The organism is Chloroflexota bacterium (assembly GCA_016197225.1).
In the GTDB taxonomy this organism is placed as follows: Bacteria; Chloroflexota; Anaerolineae; order Anaerolineales; family VGOW01; genus VGOW01.
Map to the genome: position 1 here is coordinate 46,265 of JACPWC010000056.1, position 24,242 is coordinate 70,506.

21 protein-coding genes are annotated in these 24,242 nt (G+C 59.9%); 17 read left to right on the plus strand and 4 right to left on the minus strand.

Annotated features, from left to right (window positions below; all coding sequences use genetic code 11):
• Window positions 1-64: 64 nt before the first annotated feature.
• The 3 genes from HYZ49_09005 to HYZ49_09015 form a co-directional block, all read right to left on the minus strand.
• Window positions 65-1,726 carry a CTP synthase gene (locus HYZ49_09005; GenBank protein MBI3242417.1) on the minus strand — a complete coding sequence of 554 codons (1,662 nt, stop codon included), beginning with the start codon at window positions 1,724-1,726 and terminating at the stop codon, window positions 65-67.
• Window positions 1,727-1,823: 97 nt separating this feature from the next.
• Entirely contained in the window at window positions 1,824-3,044 is a 1,221-nt protein-coding gene (locus HYZ49_09010) for a hypothetical protein (GenBank protein ID MBI3242418.1), read from the minus strand.
• A gap of 85 nt (window positions 3,045-3,129) precedes the next feature.
• On the minus strand, window positions 3,130-3,513 hold the full coding sequence (locus HYZ49_09015) for a roadblock/LC7 domain-containing protein (GenBank protein ID MBI3242419.1): 384 nt from the start codon (window positions 3,511-3,513) through the stop codon (window positions 3,130-3,132).
• 215 nt (window positions 3,514-3,728) lie between these two features.
• Here HYZ49_09015 and HYZ49_09020 point away from each other — a divergent pair, with 215 nt between their 5' ends.
• From HYZ49_09020 to HYZ49_09050, 7 genes are all read left to right on the plus strand, one after another.
• Window positions 3,729-4,943: an NAD(P)/FAD-dependent oxidoreductase gene (locus HYZ49_09020; GenBank protein MBI3242420.1), complete on the plus strand. Its 1,215-nt coding sequence runs from the start codon at window positions 3,729-3,731 to the stop codon at window positions 4,941-4,943.
• A gap of 89 nt (window positions 4,944-5,032) precedes the next feature.
• Window positions 5,033-5,383, plus strand: coding sequence for a hypothetical protein (locus HYZ49_09025; protein ID MBI3242421.1), 351 nt, complete (start codon window positions 5,033-5,035; stop codon window positions 5,381-5,383).
• Window positions 5,384-5,398: 15 nt separating this feature from the next.
• Complete coding sequence (gene ribA / locus HYZ49_09030; GenBank protein MBI3242422.1) at window positions 5,399-6,004, plus strand: GTP cyclohydrolase II; 606 nt, start codon at window positions 5,399-5,401, stop codon at window positions 6,002-6,004.
• A 62-nt stretch (window positions 6,005-6,066) separates the two neighbouring features.
• The gene (locus tag HYZ49_09035) at window positions 6,067-6,696 is read left to right on the plus strand and encodes a dihydrofolate reductase family protein (protein MBI3242423.1); all 630 of its coding nucleotides are present in this window, start codon (window positions 6,067-6,069) and stop codon (window positions 6,694-6,696) included.
• Complete coding sequence (locus HYZ49_09040) at window positions 6,693-7,679, plus strand: zinc-binding alcohol dehydrogenase (GenBank protein MBI3242424.1); 987 nt, start codon at window positions 6,693-6,695, stop codon at window positions 7,677-7,679. Before HYZ49_09035 ends, HYZ49_09040 begins: the two co-directional genes overlap by 4 nt.
• 84 nt (window positions 7,680-7,763) lie before the next feature.
• A complete protein-coding gene (locus HYZ49_09045) occupies window positions 7,764-8,174 on the plus strand; it encodes a 6-carboxytetrahydropterin synthase (GenBank protein ID MBI3242425.1) in 411 nt (136 codons plus the stop codon).
• Window positions 8,175-8,235: 61 nt separating this feature from the next.
• On the plus strand, window positions 8,236-9,327 hold the full coding sequence (locus HYZ49_09050; protein MBI3242426.1) for a glycosyltransferase family 4 protein: 1,092 nt from the start codon (window positions 8,236-8,238) through the stop codon (window positions 9,325-9,327).
• A 29-nt stretch (window positions 9,328-9,356) separates the two neighbouring features.
• On the opposite strand, the gene HYZ49_09055 is transcribed toward HYZ49_09050, so the two are convergent.
• On the minus strand, window positions 9,357-10,253 hold the full coding sequence (locus HYZ49_09055; protein MBI3242427.1) for a 1-acyl-sn-glycerol-3-phosphate acyltransferase: 897 nt from the start codon (window positions 10,251-10,253) through the stop codon (window positions 9,357-9,359).
• Between the two features lie 104 nt (window positions 10,254-10,357).
• Between HYZ49_09055 and HYZ49_09060 the strand changes: the two genes are divergently transcribed.
• From HYZ49_09060 to HYZ49_09105, 10 genes are all read left to right on the plus strand, one after another.
• The gene (locus tag HYZ49_09060) at window positions 10,358-11,812 is read left to right on the plus strand and encodes an alpha/beta fold hydrolase (GenBank protein ID MBI3242428.1); all 1,455 of its coding nucleotides are present in this window, start codon (window positions 10,358-10,360) and stop codon (window positions 11,810-11,812) included.
• 110 nt (window positions 11,813-11,922) lie between these two features.
• A complete protein-coding gene (locus HYZ49_09065) occupies window positions 11,923-12,936 on the plus strand; it encodes a carbon-nitrogen hydrolase family protein (GenBank protein ID MBI3242429.1) in 1,014 nt (337 codons plus the stop codon).
• A 72-nt stretch (window positions 12,937-13,008) separates the two neighbouring features.
• On the plus strand, window positions 13,009-13,761 hold the full coding sequence (locus HYZ49_09070) for an ABC transporter ATP-binding protein (protein MBI3242430.1): 753 nt from the start codon (window positions 13,009-13,011) through the stop codon (window positions 13,759-13,761).
• 54 nt (window positions 13,762-13,815) lie between these two features.
• The gene (locus HYZ49_09075) at window positions 13,816-14,727 is read left to right on the plus strand and encodes a peptidylprolyl isomerase (protein MBI3242431.1); all 912 of its coding nucleotides are present in this window, start codon (window positions 13,816-13,818) and stop codon (window positions 14,725-14,727) included.
• An 11-nt stretch (window positions 14,728-14,738) separates the two neighbouring features.
• Entirely contained in the window at window positions 14,739-15,533 is a 795-nt protein-coding gene (locus HYZ49_09080; GenBank protein MBI3242432.1) for a hypothetical protein, read from the plus strand.
• A gap of 67 nt (window positions 15,534-15,600) precedes the next feature.
• A complete protein-coding gene (gene rsmI, locus HYZ49_09085; protein MBI3242433.1) occupies window positions 15,601-16,425 on the plus strand; it encodes a 16S rRNA (cytidine(1402)-2'-O)-methyltransferase in 825 nt (274 codons plus the stop codon).
• Between the two features lie 80 nt (window positions 16,426-16,505).
• Window positions 16,506-18,536: a protein kinase gene (locus HYZ49_09090; GenBank protein MBI3242434.1), complete on the plus strand. Its 2,031-nt coding sequence runs from the start codon at window positions 16,506-16,508 to the stop codon at window positions 18,534-18,536.
• Window positions 18,537-18,672: 136 nt separating this feature from the next.
• Complete coding sequence (locus HYZ49_09095) at window positions 18,673-21,246, plus strand: serine/threonine protein kinase (GenBank protein MBI3242435.1); 2,574 nt, start codon at window positions 18,673-18,675, stop codon at window positions 21,244-21,246.
• Window positions 21,247-21,268: 22 nt separating this feature from the next.
• Window positions 21,269-23,041 (plus strand): protein kinase, encoded by a 1,773-nt coding sequence (locus HYZ49_09100; protein MBI3242436.1) that lies wholly within the window; start codon window positions 21,269-21,271, stop codon window positions 23,039-23,041.
• A gap of 127 nt (window positions 23,042-23,168) precedes the next feature.
• Window positions 23,169-24,227 (plus strand): bifunctional phosphoglucose/phosphomannose isomerase, encoded by a 1,059-nt coding sequence (locus HYZ49_09105; protein MBI3242437.1) that lies wholly within the window; start codon window positions 23,169-23,171, stop codon window positions 24,225-24,227.
• Window positions 24,228-24,242 lie beyond the last annotated feature (15 nt).

Here is a 24,242-nt window from a genome sequence, read left to right on the forward strand (position 1 = left end):
CTCCGCTGATTGTTTTCAAAAAAACATCTGCGTAAATCTGCGTTCTAATTTTTTAGCCGGGTAATCACGAGCCAAGCGCTTCGGCCCGGCGAGTCTTCTTGATGGTCGCTTCGCGCTGGTTGGCAAACTCGGCGGTGGCGGTGATGAAGGCTTTGAAAAGCGGGTTCGGACGGTTGGGCCGCGAGGTGAACTCGGGGTGGAATTGACTGCCGACCATGAAGGGGTGGTCGGCCACTTCGCTGATCTCGACCAGGCGGCTGTCGGGTGAGAGGCCGGAGAACACCAACCCCTTCTCAACCAACGGTTGACGATAGGAGTTGTTAAACTCAAATCGGTGGCGGTGGCGCTCGTACGAAATTTGCTCGACATCGCCATAAGCGGCGGCGGCCTTGGTGCCCGGAACCAGCTTGCACGGATAGATGCCCAACCGCATCGTGCCGCCCATGTCGGTGATGTCGCGCTGGTCGGCCATCAAGTCAATGATGGCGTGCGCCGTAGAAGAGTCAAATTCGGTGGAGTTGGCATCTTCGTCCCCAAGCACATAACGGGCAAACTCAATACACATCACCTGCATCCCCAGGCACAGGCCCAGGTAGGGCACTTTCTTTTCGCGCGCCCAGTTGGCGGCCAAAATTTTGCCCTCAATGCCGCGCTCGCCGAAACCGCCCGGCACCACAATGCCGTCCACGCTCGACAACAAGTCCCAGCCCTTGTCCTTTTCCAAATCCGACGAGTGCAACCATTCGATCTGCACTTCGCGATTGTTAGCCAGCGCGGCGTGGTTCAGCGCTTCGCGGACGCTCATGTAAGCATCCTGTAGCTCCACGTATTTGCCGACGACGGCCACCCGAACCGGCTTCTTCGGGCGGCGGACTTCTTCGATCATGGCCTTCCACGCCGTCCAGTCGGGCGGGTGCAGGGTTTGCAGGCTGAGGCGGTTCACAATGTACTCGCCCAGGCCGTGCGTCTCAAGGGTGAGCGGCACTTCGTAAGGCACGGGCGTCGTCACCAGCGGAATCACGGCTCGCTCCGGCACATCGCAGAAGAGGGCGATCTTGGCCCGCATGTCGTTCGTCACCGGATAATCGGAGCGGGCAATGATCACGTCCGGGTTGATGCCGATGCCGCGCAATTCGCGCACCGAGTGCTGGGTGGGCTTGGTCTTGAGTTCATTCGTCGCGCCGATGTGCGGCAGGAGCGTGACGTGAACGTACATTGTGTTCTCGCGGCCCAGGTCGGAGCGCAGTTGGCGGATGGACTCCAGAAACGGCAGGCTCTCAATGTCGCCCACCGTGCCGCCGACTTCGACAATGACGATCTCTGCGCCCGTCGCTTTGGACACCAGACCGATGCGCCGTTTGATTTCGTTGGTGATGTGGGGGATGACCTGGATCGTGCCGCCCAGATAGTCGCCCCGGCGCTCGGCGGCGATCACTTCGGCATATACCTGGCCGGTGGTGACGTTGCACACTTTGCGCAGGTTGATGTCAATGAAGCGTTCGTAGTGGCCCAGGTCGAGATCAGTTTCAGCGCCGTCTTCGGTGACGAACACTTCGCCGTGCTGGTAAGGCGACATCGTGCCGGGGTCAACATTGATGTAAGGATCGAGCTTCTGAATGGAAACGTTGAGGCCGCGTTCTCTGAGCATGCGGCCCACAGCCGCGGCGGCCACCCCTTTGCCCACCGAACTGACCACGCCGCCGGTGACGAAGATGTATTTGGTCATACTCTATCCTCCTAATTCCAAGAAACGACAAACGTCAAACGACAGAAGCAATTGACGTTTGTCGTTTGACTTGGCATGGCCTCCTGCGGGTTACGTTTCACTGACCGGCCATATAAACCGCCATCGGCACCAGCATGTCGTTGATGTCGAACGTCCGCCAGTCGGGGTTGTTGGAGGTGCCGGCGGTGAAGACGGTGAAGCCGAGCACATAGTCATCCTGCCGCAGTTCCGAGTCGTACCAGCTCAACTGGCTCATATAGATTTGCCAGGCGGCCATGTCCCGGTATTGATCCATCGCCTGCCAGTCGCCGATACACGAGTACCAGCCGTGGCCGCCCTGGCTAAGCGGGCAACCCGCGCCCGCTCCGCCATCAATTCCGGCTTCAGAGATGACCAGCGGAACGACCAGGCCACGCGGTTTGAGATAGCCTTCGTACCAGTAACGATAGCGCAGCGTGAGCGCCCCGGCGTCCTCCACATGAATGGCGTTAGGGATGCCGCCGTCCACTCCATATTGCATCACCGGCGACGAATACTCGTGCAGGGTGAGAATGCCGCCACAGCGTTGAACAGCCTCGATGGCCGGGATGAAGTAGGCGATGTCGGGGTATTCGGGTTTGCCGGCGCTGAAGCCGCCGATGGCGGCCTTGAGGCCGAGCGCCTGCATTTGGCAAGCGCGCTCGGCTTCAAAGGCGGCGTACCATTTCCACTGGTCTGGCGTGCTGGGCGGGAACTCGTTCCAGCCTTCCCAGTAATCCACGCCGGGGTTGGAGAGATATTCGCCAAGATAGAGGTTGATGAAATCGCGAGCAAAGTCGGCGGGGTTGGGATATTGCGACGGGTCTTTGCCGTCGAGAACGTCGCGGTTGGGGACGTTGGAGTAACGGCCAATGGTGATCGTCTGCGGAGAGATTTGTTTGACTTCAGCCAGCCAGCCGTGATTATCTACGGCTTTGACGACGCGCGGTTTGACCCGGCGGATAAATTCCATGATGCGCGAATCGTCGCTGAACAGGACATGAATGCCCATTTTGCTATTGCCGGGCGCGGCCAGTTCAGGCGGCCAGGGGTCTTGGGTTGGCTCCGGCGTGGGCGGCACGGGTGTGGGCGGGGCCGGGGCTTGCGTGTCTGGAATTTGGGTGGGGGCTGTGGTCGGCGCGGGGGTGGCTGTGGGCGCAACAATAGTGTCGGTTGCCCCAACAGTGACGGCCACCCTCTGAGTGGGCGCGGGAGTCAGGGTGACCAGATAGGGAGTCGGGTCAGAGCCGAGTCCGCAGGCAGTCAATAACAAAGCAAAGCACAGAATCCACTTACGCATATTTTGATCTCATATAAAAGAGATGGGGAGAGGGCTTCTTCAGCCGCTCTCCCCATCAAGAAAGCTCACGTGTCCAAGAGAAACGTCATACGAGCTTGGCCAGGTCTTCGGCGGCGCGCCTCATGTCGAGCAACACCATACCTAATCTGGCTTGTTCGCGGCATAGTACGGTAAGCACAGCTTCTTCACCAACCGAGAGGACGAAGACATGGCCTTTGTCGCCGTGAATGTAAACCTGCTCCAGTGCTTTGCGGCCAAGCTCGGTTGAGATGCGTTCGCCCAGCGAGAGCATGGCGGCAGACATGGCGGCGACGCGATCTTCTTCGATGCCCGGCGGCAGGGCTGAAGCCATGGTCAAACCGTCCACGCTGACCATAGCCGAGGCTTCAATATCCGGCGTGCTGATTTGCATTTCACGAAGGCGGGAGACCATTTGCTCGGTGCGCGATTTACCAGTGGGGTTGGCCATAGAATGTCCTCTCAGCGAAGGTCATGACGGCGGTGACTATACCACAAGAAAAAAGGCGGTGCAACTTTCAGGCGCCACGCGCCACGAGTAATATTCACTTTACCTTGCCTCGGACGACCGAATCGAAAAACGGGAGAGCCGAAAACCTAAACCCGGCTGGCAGGTAAAACTGGCATTTGACGAGGCAGAAGCCACAATTGCGGTAAACTCTAGGCGTGCCTCTTCCACTTCAAATCGTCATCGTCGGCGGTGGGGCCGCCGGTTTCTTTGCCGCCATCACCGCCGCCGAAGCCGACCTTCACCACCGCATCCTCCTGCTCGAAAAAAGCAAACACCTGCTGGCCAAAGTCCGCATCTCCGGCGGCGGACGGTGCAACGTCACCCACGCCTGCTTCGACCCGGTAGCCCTGATTCAAAACTACCCTCGCGGTGGCGCGGCTCTGCGCGGCCCCCTCACCCGCTTCCAGCCGCAAGACACCATTGACTGGTTTGCCGCGCGCGGCGCGCGCCTCAAAACCGAAGCCGATGGCCGCATCTTTCCCGTCAGCGACAAGTCGCAAACCATCATTGATTGCCTGATGAATTCGGCGGCAAAGGCCAGGGTTGAGATTCAAACCGAAGTTAGCATCGAGACGATCACGCACAGCAACGCCGGGTTCCTGCTCCGCCTGAAGAACGGCGAGAGCTTACGCGCCGACCGTCTGTTGTTGGCGACCGGCAATAACCGCCACGGCCAGGCGTGGGCGGCGAGCCTGGGGCACACCCTTGCCCCGCTCGTGCCCTCCCTGTTCACCTTCAACATCGAAGATGTGCGCCTCGCCGGGCTGGCGGGCGTTGCGGTGGCCCAAGCTCAATTGACGCTTGGCCCGCTGACTCAGACCGGGCCGACTCTGATCACCCACTGGGGCCTCAGCGGCCCGGCGGTGCTCAAACTCTCGGCCTGGGGCGCAAGGCTGTTGCACGACTGCGGCTACAACGCCGAACTCAAGATTAACTGGCTACCGGATTTCGACGAGAGCGAACTTCTGGAAAAATTGACGGCGACCAGGGCCGAACATCCCAAACGGCTCGTCGTCAACCACTCACCGTTTCCTCTGCCGGCCCGGCTCTGGGAGCGGTTGGCCGCCGCCGCCGGGGTGGCGGCCAATCTTCGATGGGCCGGGTTGTCGAAGCAAGCCACCGGCGCGCTGATCGATCAACTGCGGCGTGGATCGTATCAAATCACCGGCAAAAGCACATTTAAAGAAGAGTTCGTGACGTGTGGCGGCGTCAATCTGGGCGAAGTCAACTTCAAGACGATGGAAAGCCGCCTCTGCCCGGGGCTGTACTTCGCCGGCGAAGTGTTGGACATTGACGGCGTGACGGGCGGCTTCAACTTTCAGAGCGCGTGGACGACCGCCTGGCTGGCCGGGAAGGCGATGGCGCTTTGAGTGTTCTTATCTATTCCTAACTTGTAACTGTCACCAATCGCGACTAATATTGATTGAAATTGTCTTATTCTCTCAGGAGGAGAATGTCTATGAGCCGACCCACGCTTCGCAACGTTATTGTTGTTCTCACCCTCGCCACCGCCGCTATTCACCTCTACCTCAATTTTAACGCGGGCAAGTTTGTGCCACAACCGGCCTTCATTGCCAACTTCATCGGTTACATCGCCCTCCTGGTCGCCTTCTTCAAGTGGGTGAACCTGCCGTTCCTCAAAGGGCGCGAGAAACCCCTGTGGTACGCTTTCATGGGTTACGCCGCCCTCACCATCGTCGCCTATTTTGCCGTCAACGGCGCGAAAAGCTTCTCCAATCCGATTGGGCTGGCCGACAAAGCCATCGAAGTCCTGCTCATCGTCGCCCTCTGGCTCCACAAAGAAAACTGAGGCGCGCCATCCACCATGCTAACGCCACTCATCGTCACGCGGATGGTCTCCGCCCGAATTCCGACTGACGAGGGCGAGTTTGAACTCGCCCTTTACCTGAGCAGCCACGACGACAAAGAACACCTTGCCCTCTCTTACGGTGACGCACGCGACGCCGACGATCTCCTCGTGCGCGTGCATTCCGAATGCTTCACCGGCGACGTGCTCGGCTCGCGCCGTTGCGACTGCGGCGAACAACTTCACCGTGCCATGCGTCTCATCGCCGACGCCGGGCGCGGCCTCATCCTCTACCTGCGGCAAGAGGGGCGCGGCATCGGCCTGCTCAACAAACTCCATGCCTACAACTTGCAGGATCAGGGCTACGACACGGTCGAAGCCAATCTCGCCCTCGGCCACCAGGCCGACGAGCGCGACTATGGCATTGCCGCCCTCATTCTCAAAGACCTCAACATCCGCTCCATTCGCCTTCTCACCAACAACCCGCACAAAATGGAAAGCCTGCAACAGCTTGGCGTCCAGCTCACCAGTCGCGTGCCAATCCCGGCTGATGTCAACCCCGACAACGCCTACTACCTGCGCACCAAAGTGGAGCGGATGCGCCACTTGCTGACGTTGGGCTAAAGCCCGGCCCGACCTCACAGGTCTTCGCGAAGCGGACCTGTGAGGTCTGGCCGGGGGCAACAATGATCCGCCCCCTCATCACCCTCAGCTACGCCCAAAGCGTGGATGGAAGCATCGCCGCCGCGCCCGGCCAGCCGCTCACCCTCAGCGGCCCGGAAGCGATGAAGCTGACGCATGAACTTCGCGCTAGTCACGACGCCATCCTCGTCGGCATTGGCACGGTACTGGCCGACAACCCGCGCCTCAATGTTCGACTCGCTTCCGGCCCCCAGCCTCAGCCCGTCGTGCTCGACAGCCACTTGCGCTTTCCGCTCAACGCAAATCTGCTGAACCATCCCAAGCCGCCCATCATCGCCGCCGCCGATCACGCCGACGCGCAACTTCAGGCCGCACTCGAGTTGGCCGGCGCAAAAGTGATTCGCTTCCCCACCAGTGACGGCGGCCACGTCCAACTTCCGGCCCTGCTGGCGTGGCTGTCCCAAACCGGAATCAAAAGCCTCATGGTCGAAGGCGGCAGTGGCGTCATCACCAGCTTTCTCTCAGCGCGGTTGGTGGATCGTGTCATCATCACCATCGCCCCGCGCTTCGTCGGCGGATTGCGAGCCGTGAGCGCCCCATGTGATCTGGCGCTACGCAACGTGACGTATCGAACGCTCGGCGCAGATTTGATTGTGGAAGCCGACACTGTTTGATGGGGCGCTCTCTTTTTTTCACCGCCCCGCATCGCGTGGAAGTGCGCGAGGAAACGGTGAGGCCGCCGCTCGCCGGGGAAGTTTGGGTGGAGTGCATTGCTTCCGCTATTAGCCCCGGCACTGAGATGCTCGTCTATCGCGGGCAAGCGCCGACAGAGTTGGCCGTTGATGAAACCATCAGCGCCCTCCCCGGCTCGTTCGGCTTCCCGTTGAAATACGGTTACGCCGCCGTTGGCCGCGTGAGTCAGCTTGGCTCGAACGTGGATGCATCGTGGCTCAACCGGCTCGTCTTCGCCTTCAACCCGCACGAGTCGCATTTCGTCGCCAACGTCGCCAACCTGCTCCCCGTGCCCGCCGAGGTTGACCCCGACACCGCTCTCTTCCTGCCGAACATGGAAACGGCGGTCAATTTTTTGCACGACGGCGCGCCGCTGGTTGGCGAACACGTTGCCGTGTTTGGGCAAGGCATCGTCGGCTTACTAACCACGGCCCTGCTAGCCCGCATCCCTCTTAACAGCCTGACCACGTTTGATCACTACTCACTTCGCCGCGAAACGTCGCGCAGGCTCGGCGCTCATGCCAGCCTTGATCCTTCAAAGCCGGTTGACCTGCAAACCGATCTCACTTACGAACTCTCCGGCTCGCCCGCCGCGCTCGATCAGGCCATAGCCGCCACCGGTTTCGATGGGCGAGTCATCATCGGCTCGTGGTACGGCCAAAAACGCGCCGACTTGAATCTAGGCGGGCGCTTTCATCGTAGTCGAATCCGGTTGATAAGCAGTCAGGTCAGCACCCTTGCGCCAGAACTGTCGGGCCGCTGGACGAAAGCCCGGCGGCTGGAGGTGGCCTGGCAAATGTTGCGCGAGGTGAAACCGGCTCATCTCATCACCCACCGCTTCCCATTCGACGAGGCGGCCAAAGCCTACGAATTGATTGACCAGCATCCCGACACTTGCATCCAGGTCATTTTGAGCTATCAATAGGGTCAACGGATTGAACAGATTGAACGAATTTTTATAATCATCCGTTGAATACGTTCAATCCGTTGACCCAAAGAGGGGAACTTCATGTATACAGTTGCAGTCAAGCGTGACTTCGTCGCCCAACACTACCTTGTCGGCGGCGACTGGGGGCCGGAGAACCAGAGGCACTCGCATCACTACGTCATTGAACTCCAACTCGAAGGCGACGGGCTTGACCAACACGGCTACCTGGTTGACATTGTGGACATCGAGAAGCACCTGAACTCGCTCGTGGCTTACTACCGCGACCAGACTCTCAACGACCTGCCGGAGTTCAGCGGCCTCAACCCCAGCGTCGAACACTTCTCGCGCATCCTGTGCCAAACGCTGGCGGCCCGCATCAAAGCCGAGACGCTGACAGCGGTGACGGTGAAGGTGTGGGAAAACGAGATTGCCTGGGCGGCTTGCAAGTTAGCAGTCAACAGTAAGCAGAGGGCAGTAGGCAGACGGCAGTAGGCAGTCAAAAGCGAACACTGTTTACTGATTACTGTTTACTGTTTACTGCCTACTGGCAAATATGCGCCTCGGTCTCGTCATCTACGGCTCGCTCGACACCATCTCCGGCGGCTACCTCTACGACCGGATGCTGGTCGAGTATTTGCGGCGGGCAGGCGACGAGGTCGAGATCATCTCTCTCCCCTGGCGAAATTATGCCCGGCATCTGACTGACAACTTTTCCTCATCGCTCATTGCCCGTCTGCAAAATGGTAACTTCGACCTGCTGTTGCAGGACGAGTTGAATCATCCGTCGCTGTTCCGGCTCAACCGGCGCTTGCGCGGGCGCTATCCCCTCATTTCCATCGTTCATCATTTGCGCTCGTCCGAGGCGCGCCCGGCCTGGCAGAACGTTTTCTATCGCCAGATCGAAAGCCGCTATCTTGCCAACGTAGACGGTTTCATCTTCAATAGTCGGACGACGCAGGGAGCAGTTGAAGACCTCCGGCCAGACCTCACAGGTCTCTCAAGACCTGTGAGGTCTTTAGTCGCTTACCCTGCCGCCAACCACATCCATCCCACCCTCACCGCCGACGACATTCGCGCCCGCGCCTGCCAGCCGGGGCCGCTGAGGCTGGTGTTCGTCGGCAACGTGATTCCGCGCAAAGGCCTGCACACGTTGTTGGCGGCGGTTGCCCGACTAGACGGCTACAGACACCAAGTGTCTGTAGCCGTTATCGGCAGTCTCACCGCCGACACCCATTACGCCCAAGCCATTCGCCGCCAGATCGAGCGCGACGGGCTTTCGGACAACGTCATTTTGCGCGGTTCGCTCGGCGAGGCTGAATTAGCGAGTGAATTTGCCCGCAGTCAGGTGCTGGTCGTGCCATCATCCTACGAAGGCTTTGGCATTGTGTATCTTGAGGGGATGGCGTTTGGCCTGCCGGCGATTGCGACGATGGCGGGCGCGGCAGGCGAAATCATCACACACGGCGAGAACGGGTTTTTGATCGCGCCGGGTGACGTTGAAGTGCTGGCCGGTCACATTCAAACCTTGATGCGCGACCGTGAGCGGTTGGTCGTCATGGGCCTGTTGGCGTTGGAGCGTTATCGCGCTCATCCGACGTGGGAACAAAGCGCGGAAAGCATCCGAAATTTTTTGCGTCAATTCTGATTCGCCATTTATACGTGACCGTCCCTACTTCACCGGTCGCCGACAAGCAAGGTTTCCCACGAGATTGGCGGCGACTCGATCAGCTTTTGCGCTTCGGTGGTGACGGCGCGAGTGATGGCAGAGGCGTTTGGGTTGGCGGCAACCAAATCGGCGGCGAGGAGGGGCGGGCCAAAAGCCACGCGGGCAACTACACTTTGGTAAGCCGGAACCATGATCTGCAACATGGCGGCCATGCGCTCGCGGCCACGGGGCGTTCGGCGCAGGCGGGTGAGCGGGTGGTGTTGGGCCGCCGCCGAGACCACGCCGCTGACGATGGCCGGAATGATTCGAGTCTGCGGGGCGAGACGGGCGAACAGGGCAATGCTCTCCGACCACTTTTGCAAAGACTCAACCGCGCCCGGCGCGACGGCAGGATCAGGTTCGATCTCGCCCGCCGGGAAGGTGAGCACCGCCCCGCCCTGCCGCAGGTGAGTCACGGCGGCGCGGATGACGGGCATCTTGTCGGCGCTCTCGGCGGTTGGCACGTAAATCATCTGGCGGCTGACGTTGGGCAGGGCTTGCAGGAAAGGCCGGTCGTTGGCGATGACGCGCAGGTCGGCGCGGGGCAGGCTGGCGAAGAGGGAGATGGTGTCGGCCATGCCGGGGTGGTTGGAGAGGATGAGGGCCGGGCCGGTCGGCGGCACGTTCTCGCGCCCGGCGGCTTCGAGCCTTCGCGCCACGCGCTTGAGCAACCACTCCGAGCCGCCGACCAGGCTCTTCTCGCTTACCACTTTATCAAAAGTAGTGATGAGGCGGGCAAAGCCTCGGGCCGGCAACCAAACCGCCCCCCGCAAGAGGCGGTTGCCCCGGAGCCTGTCGGCCAGACCGACAGAGTCAAACATGTCGTCAATGTTGATTTCGGTAAGCGTCTCAAAGTGGGTCATCATCAGCAGTACCTGTGTCCGGCAGATTGTATCTTAACCTCACTTTGCGCCACATCTGCGAGTTAATTGCAAGCCAGCCTTACGCCAAACGTTTCTACAATAGTGGCGTGCCAATCCACAACATCAATGGTCAGCAAATTCATGCCGTGCACGAGGGCAAGCCGGGCCGCCAGGTGGCGCTGTTGATTCACGGCTGGTCGAGTTCGTGGTACGCCATGTCGCCGCTCATGCCGATGCTGGCTCAACGCTTTTCGTGCATCGCCGTAGACTTGCCGGGTTACGGCGAGTCGCCGCCTTTGCCCAAGCGAGCCACGATTCCTGATTACGCCGAACTGTTGGCTAAGCTGATCGAGGAAGTGAGCGACGGGCCGGTGGTGTTGATCGGCCACTCGATGGGCGGCATGATCAGCGCCACCCTGGCCATGCGCTACCCGGTGCTGGTGGAGCGCATCGTGATGCTGTGCCCGACCATCAGCGGCAAACTCTCCAACTACATCAACATTTTTGTTTCGCCGATTACGCTGATGGAGCGATTCGGGCTGGGCAGTGTCATCGTGTCGGCGACCGAGAAAATAGTGGTGGGCATCACCGATCAGTTGATGCGTCCGGCCTCCTTTTCTGAACGCACCGGAATCACCCAGCAGGATTACATGCGTTTGCGGGCCGACGCCCGCCGCCCCGGCCAGGGCCGGGTGCGGGCCGAATGTTTTGGCGCGATGCGGGCCAACAATCTGGTTGGCAAGATTGGCAAGGTGGAGCCGCCGGCGCTGGTGATCTGGGGCGCGGAGGACAACACCGTGCCGCTGCGCGACGCCAGCGTGATCGCCGACGAGTGGCCCAACGCCGATTTGCGCATCATTCCCAAAGCCGGCCACTGGCCGCACTTTGAGACTCCCGATGCCACCCGCCGCCTGGTGGCGGCCTTCCTCGGTTTGCCCCTCATGAGCAGTGAACTCAACAAGCAGGTGGACGACAACAGCCTGAAGGTTATCAACGAAGTGGCGCAGTTTTTGGCCCACTCGGATGTGGGCAACAACTTGAACCAGCCCCAGCGCACCCGGCTGGCGGCGCAGTGCCAGCAGAAGATGTACCGCGCCGGCGACACCATCGTGAGCATCAAAGATGGCGGCAACGCCATGTACATCGTTCAGGATGGAACAGTGGAAGTGTGGAGCGACCCGGAGAATCCGGGGCAAGCGCCGAAGAACCTGAAACACGTTGCCAGCCTGACTCCCGGCCAGATCACCGGCGAGCTGGCGATGCTGGACGGCGGCATGAGAAGCGCCGACTTGCGCGCCGGGCCGCAGGGCGCGACCATGCTTCTGCTGGAACGTGAGCGGTTGCTGGCTTTGTGCGAAGACGATTCGACTCTCGGCTCGCGTGTGCTGTGGAATATTGCTACAGCAATGGCTTTACGAGTGCGGTTTATTTTGTGGCAGTTGCAAAGAGCGTTACAGAAGGCGAACCAGGCGGGGGTTTCGATGGATACTGCGCCGAGGTCGTCATACCAGAATCAGGCTTCGCCGAGTGAGAAAGCGCAGAAGGTTGTGAGAACGCCGTGAGGCTCTCGGTCAACGAATGGGCAACCGCTTCGCGTAAACGAATGTCCGCCTCCTGCATTCGTTTGTAAAGTGTATTCGTTGTCCAGCAAATCTGGCGTACAATCGCCCTCATGCGCGCCGCCGCCATTCAATTCTTCGCCACCCCGTTTGACCTCAACCGCAATCTGCAAACCGCCGAGCGCCTGATTCGCCAGGCCGCGTCGCAAGGCGCGCACGTCGTCGTCCTGCCCGAACTGTTCAACACCGGCTATGTCTACAACAAACGCCTGCCTGCCGCCGCGGAGAGTGGCGATGGGCCGACTCTGCGCTGGCTCACTTCACTGAGCGCCGAACTCAATATCATCATCGCCGGGACGCTGTTGTTGCGTGAGCAGACTTCCGAAGTCTTGGAGACTTCGGAAGTCTATAACTCGGAAGTCTATAACGTGTTCATGCTGGCCGAGCCGGGCGGCAAAATTCATCGCTACCGCAAGCAATACCCGTTTCTGTGGGAGCACTGCTACTTTGAGGCCGGGCGTGGGCCGCTCATCGCCGAAACGGCATTAGGCCGAATCGGGCTGATGGTCTGCTGGGACATCGCTCACGACAAAGTTTGGGAGCAGTATCGCGGCAAAGTGGACGTGATGCTGATCGCGTCGTCGCCGCCGCGCTTTCATCGGGCCGTGCTCAACTTCCCGCTGGGCAAGAAGGTGTATCTGGCCGAGATGATGCCGACGCTCCTGCGCCAGCGCGAGGCGATTGACCGCTGGTATTTTGAGGACGTAGCAAGCCGCGCCGCGTGGCTCGGGTCGCCCGTCGTTCATGCCGTCATGGCCGGCCGGTTCGTCACCGAGATTCCGTTTCCGCGTTTGAGCTTTTGGCTGGGAGCGCTCATGCGGCCCAGGTTGTGGCCGTTGGCCGGGCAGGCGCATCTCGCCACCCTTCGGGCCACGTTCTACGGCACGAGCGCGGTTTTCGATTCGCAAGGCGGAACGTTGGCGCGAGTGGAGGGGGAAGAGGGAATCGCAGTGGCTGACGTTTCCCCTGCGAGCGGCGGCGGCCCCGTCACTCAAACGGGAGTTATCAAAGTTCCGGCGCAGTTGAGGGTGATGGAAGCGTTGATGAAGGTGTGGGCGAGGAGGTGACAACGGATTTGGGGAATTGAGCGGATGTCCAGTTGCCCGGTGTACAATTCTCCCCAAATCCCCATACTCACCATGCCCCCTATCCTCTCCATCCACCACCTTACCCTCACCTACTCAAACGGCGACGACAACCTGTTGGCGCTGACCAACCTTTCATTTGACGTGGCCCTCGGCGAATTCCTGTGCATTGTCGGGCCGTCGGGTTGCGGCAAGAGCAGTTTGCTCAAGGTGCTGGCCGGGCTTCGCCAGCCAACGTCGGGGCAGGTGACGTTTGAAGGCCAACCACTCACCGGCCCGCGCGAGGGCATTGGCCTGGTGTTCCAGAAAGCCAACCTCATGCCCTGGCGCACCGTCCTGCAAAACATCACCCTGCCGCTCGAACTTGAGGGCATGGACGCCGGCAAAGCTCGCGCCCGGGCTGAAGAGTTGATCGAACTGGTGGGCCTGAGCGGCTTTGAGCATACACGCCCGCGCCACCTCTCCGGCGGCATGGAGCAGAGAGTCGCCATCGCCCGCGCCCTCGTTCACCGGCCCAACGTGCTCCTGCTCGACGAGCCGTTCGGCGCGCTCGACGCCCTCACTCGCGAACGCATGGGCCTCGAACTTCTGCGAATCTGGGATCGTTATCGCAAGACCGTCGTCATGGTCACCCACTCGATCTCCGAAGCCGTCTTCCTGGCCGACCGGGTTCTGGTCTTCACCCAGCGCCCCGGTTCCATTCGCGCCGACCTGCCCGTGCCGCTTCCCCGCCCGCGCGCGCTGGCCCAAACCTACTCGCCCGCATTCGGCGAACTGGCAACGCAAATTCGCGCCGCGATTGAATGACGGCAAGCCCCATTTTCTTTTCTGTGTATAATCCTGACACTTTCGGAGAATTCAGTGCGCTATCTTCTAATTTTGCTTTTGATTCCAGTTTTAGCCGCCGCGTGCGGGGAAGCAGAAAACACTCCCACCCCCGCGAACGGCGGCCCCACCCCGGTTTCGGTGATAGCTACCCCCATTCCAGAGCCGACCGTCACCCCGATTCCTCAAGCCGCCACCGTCAACGGTCAACCCATTTACCTCAACGATTATCAAAACGAAGTCGCCCGGTTTGAAGCCGGGGTTGCCAGCCTGGGACGCGACCTTTCGCAGGAAGGCGATTACCGCCAGCGCGTGCTGGACGCCTTGATTGACAAGACTCTGATTCTGCAAGCCGCCGCCGCCGCCGGAATCACGCTAACCGATGTTGAGGTTCAGGCCGCCTACGACCAGGCGGTGGCCGAGCGCGGCGGGCAGGCCCAGTTCGATGCCTGGCTGGCCGCCAACCTGTACACCGCCGACCAGTTCCGGGCCGAACTGCGCGATGGCATCCTCACCGCCGCCGTTCAGTCGCAAATTGCAGATGCCGTGCCGAACGACGTGGAGCAGGTTCACGCCCGGCACATTCTCGTCGCCACCATCGAAGAAACTAATCTGGTGTTGGCCGACCTGGGCGCTGGCGCGGATTTTGCAACCCTAGCGGTAGAACGCTCGCTCGATCAAAGCTCGCGCATCAACGGCGGCGACCTGGGCTGGTTCCCGCCGACCGGCCTGACCGTGAAAGAGGTTGCCGACGCCGCCTTCAGCCTGCAACCCGGCGAGACCAGCGGCGTCGTTCAAAGCCAGTTGGGCTATCATATCGTGCAGACACTTGAACGTGGCCTCCATCCGCTTTCGCCGGCGGCCAGAGCGTTTTTGCAACAACAGGCGCTCGACGCCTGGCGCGCCGACTTGCGAGCCAAAGCCGCTGTTGAAATGTTTGTGCCGTAGGAGTTCCTGTTATGGGTCATCGTGGATCAGTCATCGTCAATCTATTCACCGTATTAATTTTAGCCGGCACGGTGGTGATGGGCCTCTATTTTTTTGTTATTCTTCTCAGCCCGTCCATCTTTCTCAACCCGTTCCCGCCGTCCACCCTTCCAGCCATTGCTGTCCTGCCCAGCGTAACGCCGGCCCCGCCCACGTCAATCGTTCCAACCTTCCCGCCCCTGTTTACACCCACACCCACCTTCACCAGCACCCAGCCGCGCCCTTCGGCTACCTTCACCCCCGGCAGTGAGGCCACCACTCCTGCGCCTGACATTACCGCCAGCGACGTTACGGAAGTGACCGCCGCGCCCGGCAATACCGAAACCTTCACGCCCACGCCGACTCCCACCGATACACCTTCCGGACCAACACCCACACCCAGCAGGACTCGTTCGGCCTTCCCCTTCACCGCGCAGGAGAATGCGCCAATACCCGTGCAGAATTTTGCCAACTCGGCCGGCTGTAACTGGATGGGCATCGCCGGGCAGGCCTTAGGCCTGCCGCCAGGCGGCAACCCGATAGTTGGCCTCATCGTCCACCTCGAGGGCGGCGGTTTGAATGCCGACGCCTTCACCGGAAGCAAGACGGCTTACGGCCCGGCCGGCTACGAATTCTTCCTCAACAATCACGTAGTGCAGACGACGGGCGAGTATAAAGTGCAATTGCTCGACACCAGCGGCACACCTCTCTCCGACTTCGTCATCGTCAACACCTTTGCCGACTGCAGCAAGAACCTGCTGTTGGTGAACTTCGTGCAGAACCACTAACTTCAGTGAGCAGTGGACAGTGAACAGTGGCCGGCTGTTTACCGGCCACTGTTCACTAACCACTACCATGGGCACGCTCTACATCGTCGCTACGCCGATTGGCAATCTGGAAGATATTTCGGCGCGCGCCCTGCGTGTGCTGCGCGAAGTGAGCCTCATCGCCGCCGAAGACACCCGGCAGACGGCCAAGCTGTTGAGCCATTTCGACATCAACACGCCAACGACCAGCTATTTCGAACACAACAAACTCGCCAAGCTCGATCACATTCTGGAAAAGCTGGGGAGGGGCGACGTGGCCCTGGTGTCAGATGGCGGCCTCCCCGGAATCTCGGACCCGGGCTACGAATTAATCCGCGAAGCGATTGATCGTGGCTTCACCGTCACCCCAATCCCCGGGCCGTCGGCGATTCTTTCGGCGCTGGTGGCCTCCGGCCTGCCCACCGATTCGTTCGTCTATCTCGGCTTTCTGCCGCGCAAGGCCGGCGATCGGGCGCGCCTTCTCGCCGCCAACACCGCCGACCCGCGCACGCTGATCTTCTTCGAGACGCCGCACCGCCTGCTCGAGTCGCTGGCCGACCTTCAGCGCGAGTTGGGCGACCGGCGGATTGCCGTGTGCCGTGAGCTGACCAAACTGCACGAGGAGATTTTTCGCGGCTCGGTCAGTGAGGCCTTCGCTCACTTCAACGCCAAAGAGGTTCGCGGCGAGATCACGCTCGTCGTCAAAGGGCAAAAGAATGAAGCCCCGGCAGAAACCTGGGACGAGGCCCGCATCCGCGCCGCCCTGCGCGACCTGCTGGCGCTGGGGCTGGAGCGTAAAGAGGCGGCCAAACAAATCGCCGCCCAAAGCAATTGGGAACGGCGGGAGGTTTATAAGATCGCGACAGAGTTGTAGAAGGACAATTTGACACATTGGGGAAGTAACTTTACACTACGCCTGCTATTTGACAGACAGGCGGCGCTTTCCCAATACTCATGTCGAATCTCGTCGGTTCCACCTTAGGCTCGCACCACATCCTCGAACAAATTGGCTTTGGCGGCATGGCCAGCGTTTACATCGCCTACCAGCCCGGCCTCGAGCGGATGGTGGCCATCAAAGTCCTGCCAGAGCTTTATGCCCAGAACGCCAAGTTCATGGAGCGCTTTGCCCAGGAAGCCCGGATCATCGCCCGCCTCGAACACCCCAACATTATTCCCATCTTCGATTTTGCCACGCACGACGGCCTGGCTTACCTGACCATGCGTTACGTGCAGGCCGGAACTGCCAAAGAGATTTTGAGCCGGGGGCCGCTCTCGCTGGCCGACGTTTCCAAAATCATCACCGACATTGCCAGCGCCCTCGATTACGCGCACGCTCAGGGCGTGATTCACCGCGACGTGAAACCGGCCAACATTCTGGTAGACAAGACCGGCCACGCCTACCTCACCGATTTTGGCATTGCCAAACTCCTCGAAGCCACCGCCGACCTGACCAGCACCGGCTCTTCAATGGGCACCCCGGCTTACATGGCTCCCGAGCAAACGCTCAATCAACTCATCACCCCGCAAACCGATGTGTACTCGCTGGGCGTGATGCTCTACGAAATGGTGACCGGGCATTTGCCATTCGACTCCGAGACTCCGATGGCCACGGCTCTGATGCACGTCAACACCTCTGCGCCGTCCATCCGCCACTTCAACCCCGGCCTGCCCCCCGCCCTCGAAGCCATGATCGAAAAGGCGCTGGCCAAGGAGCCTGGCGACCGCTATGCGACGGCAGGTCAACTGGCGCAAGCCTTCAACGCTGTGGTGGCGGCTACTGCCAGCGCGGCCACCGAGGGCGCGGTCAGCACCGCCAGCGACACAGCCTCGTCCACCAAACCGCCGCATCAACTGATCAAACTGGCCGCAGAGGCGGCGGCGGACAAACATGCCGAAGAAGTGACGAACCAGGTGCGTGAGATCGTGCGCCGCAAGCAATTGGCGGCGCAACAAAAACGGTTCGTACAGTTCCTGCCCTGGGCCGTCGGCGTGCTGGTGATTCTTGTGCTGGGGGCCAATCTCTTCCAGGCTCGGAGTGATGCTGAACAGGTGCGGATTCAGGCCGCGCAAACCAGCACTGCCGCCATTGCCGAGTTGCTCAACGAAGTCAAGGTAGCCCAAACTGCCGCCGCCCGTGACAGCGACCCCGGTGCGCGTGGCACAGCTAACGCTCTGGAGACGCGCGCGGCGCTCGAAGGTGTGGCCGCCGTGGCTGTTATTCCCTCATCAACATTCACTCCCACCTTCACCGCCACCCCCACCGCCACTCTGACGGCCACCCGCACCCTCCGCCCGCCGAACACAATCACTCCGGTTCCCAGCCCGACGACCACCCTGGCCTTTTCTCTGGGAGCCATTCCCACCGCCGGGCCGGACGAGGCCGGGATCGTGCGCGGGCAGGTTGTCTATCAGAGTGCGCCTGTCGCCAATGCCAGAGTCATTCTTCGCCAAACATCCACCGGCGTTGAATTTGGCACGGCCATCACCGATGCCAACGGGCAGTTTTTGTTTCAAAAAGTGCCGCCCGGCAGTTGGGTGATCACCGCCACCGCCAACGACGGCCTGACCAGCATGTTCTATGGCGGCTATCAGATTGGGCCGGGCTGCGATTTCTTCATTGGTCGCGCCAGCTTCACCCGAACGTTCGGCACCGGCAAGCTGGAGGATGCTAACTTGATCTTATGCATGGTTCGGATCGGCGGCTTCGACATTACCACGCCTGCGGCAGGCAGTATCTTCCCCGGTTTGATAGTCTCGTGGAACGCGGTGGAAGGCGCGACCAACTACGATATCGGCGTGCAAGACATCACCGATCCGTTCCAGCCGCCTCTGGCCGAAGACCATTTGGTTCAGCCATTCTTCGATTTCACCACGAAGCTCGGCGGCGATCCCACTATCTCCGGCCACTGCTATCAAATCCGCGTGATGGCCTTCGGCGGCAACGGCCCGATTACGACGACGACGACGCAGGCTTGCCGGCAGTAACCCTCAAAGTTTCCCGTTTCACTCCGAATTCATCCCCTCTGAGTCCTTATCCCCCTTATTTGGGAATTGACTCACGCCATAACTGAACTTAGACTACGCTTCAGTTATTCAATCCTTCCCGATCACTGGACAATTCATGGCGGATCTCATCGGCACTACTCTCGGCTCCTATCGTGTTCTTGAACAAATCGGTCTTGGGGGGATGGCAACAGTCTACAAAGCCTACCAGCCCGGCGTGGATCGGCTCGTCGCCCTCAAAATCCTGCCATCGCATTACGCCCAAGACCCGCTCTTCGTCCAGCGCTTCGAGCGAGAAGCCCGTGTCATCGCCAGCCTCGAACATCCCGGCATCATCCCCATCTATGACTTCGGCGCACAAGATGGCGTCTCCTACCTCGTCATGCGCTACCTGCAGGCCGGGACAGTTAAAGACATCCTGGGGCGCGGACGGTTGCCCCTGGCCGATGCGGCCAAACTTATCAGCGAAATCGCCGCCGCGCTGGATTACGCTCACTCGCAGGGCATCATCCATCGCGACGTGAAGCCCAGCAACATTTTGGTAGACAAGCAGGGCAATGCTTATCTCACCGATTTCGGCATCGCCAAAGTGTTGGAGGGCACGTCGGAACTCACTGGCTCGGCCATGCTCGGCACGCCGGCCTACATGGCTCCTGAGCAGACTCTCAGCAAGCCGGTGACGCCGCAGACCGACGTGTACTCGCTCGGCGTGATGCTCTACGAAATGGCAACGGGGAAACCGCCGTTTGAAGCCGAAACGCCGCTGGCCGTCGCCCTGATGCACATCAACGAGTCACTGCCTCTGCCGCGCCAGGTCAACCCCGAACTGCCCGAAGCTGTCGAGTTGGTGATTCTGAAGGCATTGGCGAAAGACCCGGCTGATCGTTACCAATCGGCAGGTGAACTGGCGCAAGCCTTCACCACAGCCACAAATGCGTCAGAGGCGGAAGCCGCCCCAACCCATCTGATCAAATTGGCCGAAGAAGCCGCAGAAGGCAAGGGTGAAGAACACGTCACCCATGCCGTCCGCGCCGAAGTGCGGCGGCAAGAAAGCACGGAGCGGCGACAACGCCTAATGCAGTGGTTACCGATCGCCGCCGGTGTCGTCGTGGTGGTGGCGTTGATTGCCGGGCTGGCCTTCTCCTTTCGACAAACCAATGCCACCCAGGCGCGGACCGGGCAAACCGCCACCGCCGGGGCGCAAGTGGCGCTGAACATGACGGCTCTTGCCAACCGTCCCACCCGAACGCCGGCACCGACCAGCACCCTCGACCTGGCTGCCGGGGCGACTCTGCTCGCCGCCCAAACTCAGACTCAGCAAGTTATTGCCCAGACCACGCAATCGGCGCAAGAGACCCTCATCGCCAGCACGCCCTACCCCACCTTCCGCATCCGGCTTGCCGATGAGTCCGGCGAACCAATCACCGTGATGGGGTCGGTGACAGTGAGTTGCGGCGAAGGGGCAACCGCCACGAATGAAGTGAACGAACAGGGTGAAGCAACCTTTAATTTTGGCGAGATCACGCGTTCGTGCCGCGCGGCAACAGTGAACGCCAGAGCACAAGGCTATCAGCCCACCACCTCAGAAATTGCCAGTCTGACGCCGGGCGAGAACACGCTGACCCTCACCCTCAAACGCGACCCGTTCGGTATCCTGCCCTCCGAGGCCTGCGGCAAAGGCGAGACGCTGGTGTTTGTGGATGATTTTCAGAGCGAGGGGTTGGAGAAGTGGAGTGGCGAAAAAACAGCGTGGGAGATACAAGAATCGCCAGATGGCAACCGCATACTTTTCAACGATAACCAGGATGGCCTCGTTGCTCATCAGGAAGCATTATTCGTCAGCAAGGGTTTTAGCAATGTCCATGTTAGGTTTCGATTCAAGAACGGTGACGGAGTTACTGTAACGTTAATTAATTTACATGGCGATGGGCCACCAAAAGAGTTCGAGCTGCCTACAAGAGGCTATCAACTTAACTTCCATGGACTTGGCGGCGGGTTTAGGAAAATCATTGTTGGCACAAATGCCGCTTCTATTCCCCCGATACCTTTCTCCCCAGTGAATGTAAACTGGCATATAGTGGATATGATGGACACAGACGGCTACATCAAACTTTATTTGGATAACATTTTCCAATTTGATTACCGAGACAGATCACCCCTATGGTCGGGGATTCTGTCGCTTGATGGCGGCAGATTGGACGATGTGATTATTTGCGGCTTGCCTGACTCAAAATCGCCAACCACCCCAACCACCATCCGCACAGCTTCAACTCCCTCAAAGCCGGTCACGCCCGCGCCGACGTTTACGCCAACGCCAATCACGACCTACGTGCAATTGGATCCCCCGGGATGCACCCAAACAACGGTGCTGGCCGGACGAATCATTTTTGGCTTTGGGGCAGGAGGCTCTCCCGGACAAGAGAAGGAGTCGGTGATCGCCGATATCGGTGACACCGCCGCCGTGATCACCGTCAACGATCAGCCCACCACGCCATTGTCAGTAGACCCTTTTGGAAATTCGCTGGATAGTCGAGGCCGAACTATTGAGATTCAAGGGGATCAGAGACAATGGCATCATGCTACTTACACCCAGACTCTTCTCGAGCTGGGAACTTATACTGTCGTTGGTATATGGGTGCGCAATGATCAAATTGAACGCCGTGGTTGCACCTTGACGGTGATCGCGCCATAGAAAACATACAGACAAACACACTATGCCCAACCTCATCGGCTCTACCCTCGGCCCCTATCGCATCCTTGAACAAATCGGACTCGGCGGCATGGCCACGGTTTATAAAGCCTACCAGCCCGGCACCGAGCGGCTGGTGGCCTTGAAGGTCATGCCTGATCACTACGCTCACAACCCGCACTTCGTCCAGCGCTTCGAGCAGGAAGCCCGCATCATCGCCAAACTCGAACACCGCAACATCGTCCCCGTTTTCGACTTCGGGACGCAAGACGGAACGACCTACCTTGTCATGCGCTACTTGCAAGCCGGAACCGTGAAGGACATTTTAGAGCGCGGCGCACTCTCCCTGGCCGACGCCGCGAAAATTATCGGCGACGTGGCCGCTGCGCTAGGCTATGCCCACGAGCAAGGCATCATTCACCGCGACGTGAAGCCGAGCAACATTCTGGTGGACAAAGATGGCAATGCCTATCTGATGGACTTCGGCATCGCCAAAGTATTGGAAGGCACGGCTAACCTTACTGGTTCGGCCATGCTTGGCACGCCGGCCTACATGGCCCCGGAGCAAACCCTCAACCGCCCGGTGACGGCGCAAACGGACGTGTACTCGCTGGGCGTGATGCTTTACGAGATGGTGACCGGCAGGCAACCGTTTGAAGCCGAAACGCCCATGGCCGTTGCCCTGAAGCACGTGCACGACTCACTGCCGCCGCCGCGCCACCTCAAACCCGACCTGCCTGACGAAGTGGAGTTGGTGATTCTAAAGGCGCTGGCGAAAGACCCGGCTGACCGTTACCAATCGGCGGGCGACTTGGCCCGCGCCTTTTCCAACGCTGTGCAGGCGACAGCGACTACAACGACAGAAACGGGACTGACTGAACTAGCTGAAAGTGCAGCGCAAGGAAAAGGTGAGGAACATATCACCGGGGCGGTGCGGTCGCAGATACGGCGACAGGAAGCAACCGAACGGATCAAACGCCTCATGAGACGGGCGCCGCTTGCTGTTGGCGCGGTCGTATTATTTGCGTTGGCCTCGGGTCTTTTCTATTCAATGCAACAGGGCAACATTCGACAGACGCAGGCCGCCGCGACTGAAAAAGCCGTTGCCCAACTCATGGCCGAAGCCACGAGAATTGCCGGCTTGCCAACCGAGACGCCCGTCCCAACAGCAACGCTCGACCTTGACGCTATTGCAAAGACACAAACGGTTCAGACCCAGACTCAACAAGCCATTGAGCAAGCCACGCTGGCCGCCGTGCAAGCACGAGCTACTGCTTCTCAATCGGCGCTGGAGACCATCATCGCCCTGACGCCAACCGCCACGCCTCTGGTCACCGCAACACCGACGGTTGCGCCGACGCCGACGCTACGAGCCAACCTGACTGGAATCTGGAAAATATATGGCCGAGGCACAACCACCGGCTGCACTGACGCCGCGCCGCCGCCCATGCCCAACCAAACTGGTTCAAACAACAACGGCCCAAGTAATTTCCAATTGATCTACAATGTTGTACACTCCGGCGCGTCAATATCCGCCTCACCAAGTGTCTATTTGGGCCAGGCACTTAGCACTGGTCTGACTGGGAGTGTCAGCGGAGATACCGTATCATTCCAAATCATCAATTTGAGTAACAACTACCAGCCAAATATCACAGCTTTTTCTGGAACCTGGGGATACAATCCTGATCCTAATATTCCCCCAGAGGACGTCCTCATTGGCACATATTCCGGCGGTGACACCGCCGGTTATGGTTGCCAATACTCAGGCAGCTTCATCGTTTATTTTGGCGGCTCTTGATGAGAGAAACTCGGCGTCAACGGATAGCCAGCGGATGAACGGATTTCAGGCCTGCAATCCGTTTTGCGAATCATCTGTTGACACCACAGCCAAAACAAGAAGACCCTGAGGCTGGTAAAATGCTTCTATGAACCTCGATAACCTTCATCACTTCAAACAACTTGATCCAGGCGGCATGCTCGCCCACATCGAAGGCCTGCCCGACCAGCTCGAGGCCGCCTGGGCGCACGCCCAAACCCTGCCCCTGCCCGACCTCTCCGGCGTGACCCAAATCGTGCTGTGCGGCATGGGCGGCTCGGCCATCGGCGGCTCGCTTGTTGCCGCCCTCGTCGCCAACGAATGTCGTTCGTCGTTCGTCGTTTGCCGAGATTACGATCTCCCCGCCTGGGCGACCGGCCCGCACACGCTTGTCATCGGCTCATCACACTCCGGCAACACCGAAGAGACGCTCTCCTGCTTCAAGCAGGCAATTGAGCGCAAAACAAAGTTGATGGCGATTACGGGTGGAGGAAAGATTGCGGAAATGTGCCGCGAGGCGGGCGGCACGATCTGGAAGTTCGATTACAAGAGCCAGCCCCGCGCCGCCGTCGGTTACTCGTTGATGTTGCCTCTGGCCTTCTTCTCGCGCTCAGGCCTCATCGCCGACAAATCAGCGGACGTGGCCGGGGCGGTGGCCGCCATGCGTGAACAGCAAAAAAGCCTGCGTGCCGAGTCGCCGGTGGTGAATAACCCGGCCAAACGCATGGCAGGGCAATTGATGGATCGGTTTGCGCTGATTTTTGGGTCAGGCCTCATGGCCCCGGTCGCCCGCCGCTGGAAGGGGCAAATTTCGGAGAACGCCAAAGCCTGGGGGCAGTTTGAGGAACTGCCGGAGATGAATCACAATAGCGTGGTCGGAATAACCAATCCCCAATTACTAATTACTAAATACATGGCGCTGTTTCTCGAAAGTGACTTCGACCACCCGCGCAACAAGCTTCGCTCCGAGACCACGCGGACTCTGTTCATGACCGCCGGCTACAACACCGACGTGATTCGCGGCCTTGGCCCGACGCCGCTGGCCCAACTCCTCACGGCTTTGCACTACGGCGACTACGTCAGCTATTACCTGGCAATGGCTTACGAGACCGACCCGACGCCAATTGGGCCGATTGAGGTGTTGAAGGAACGGCTGGCGAGAGCCTGACAGGATGACAAGATG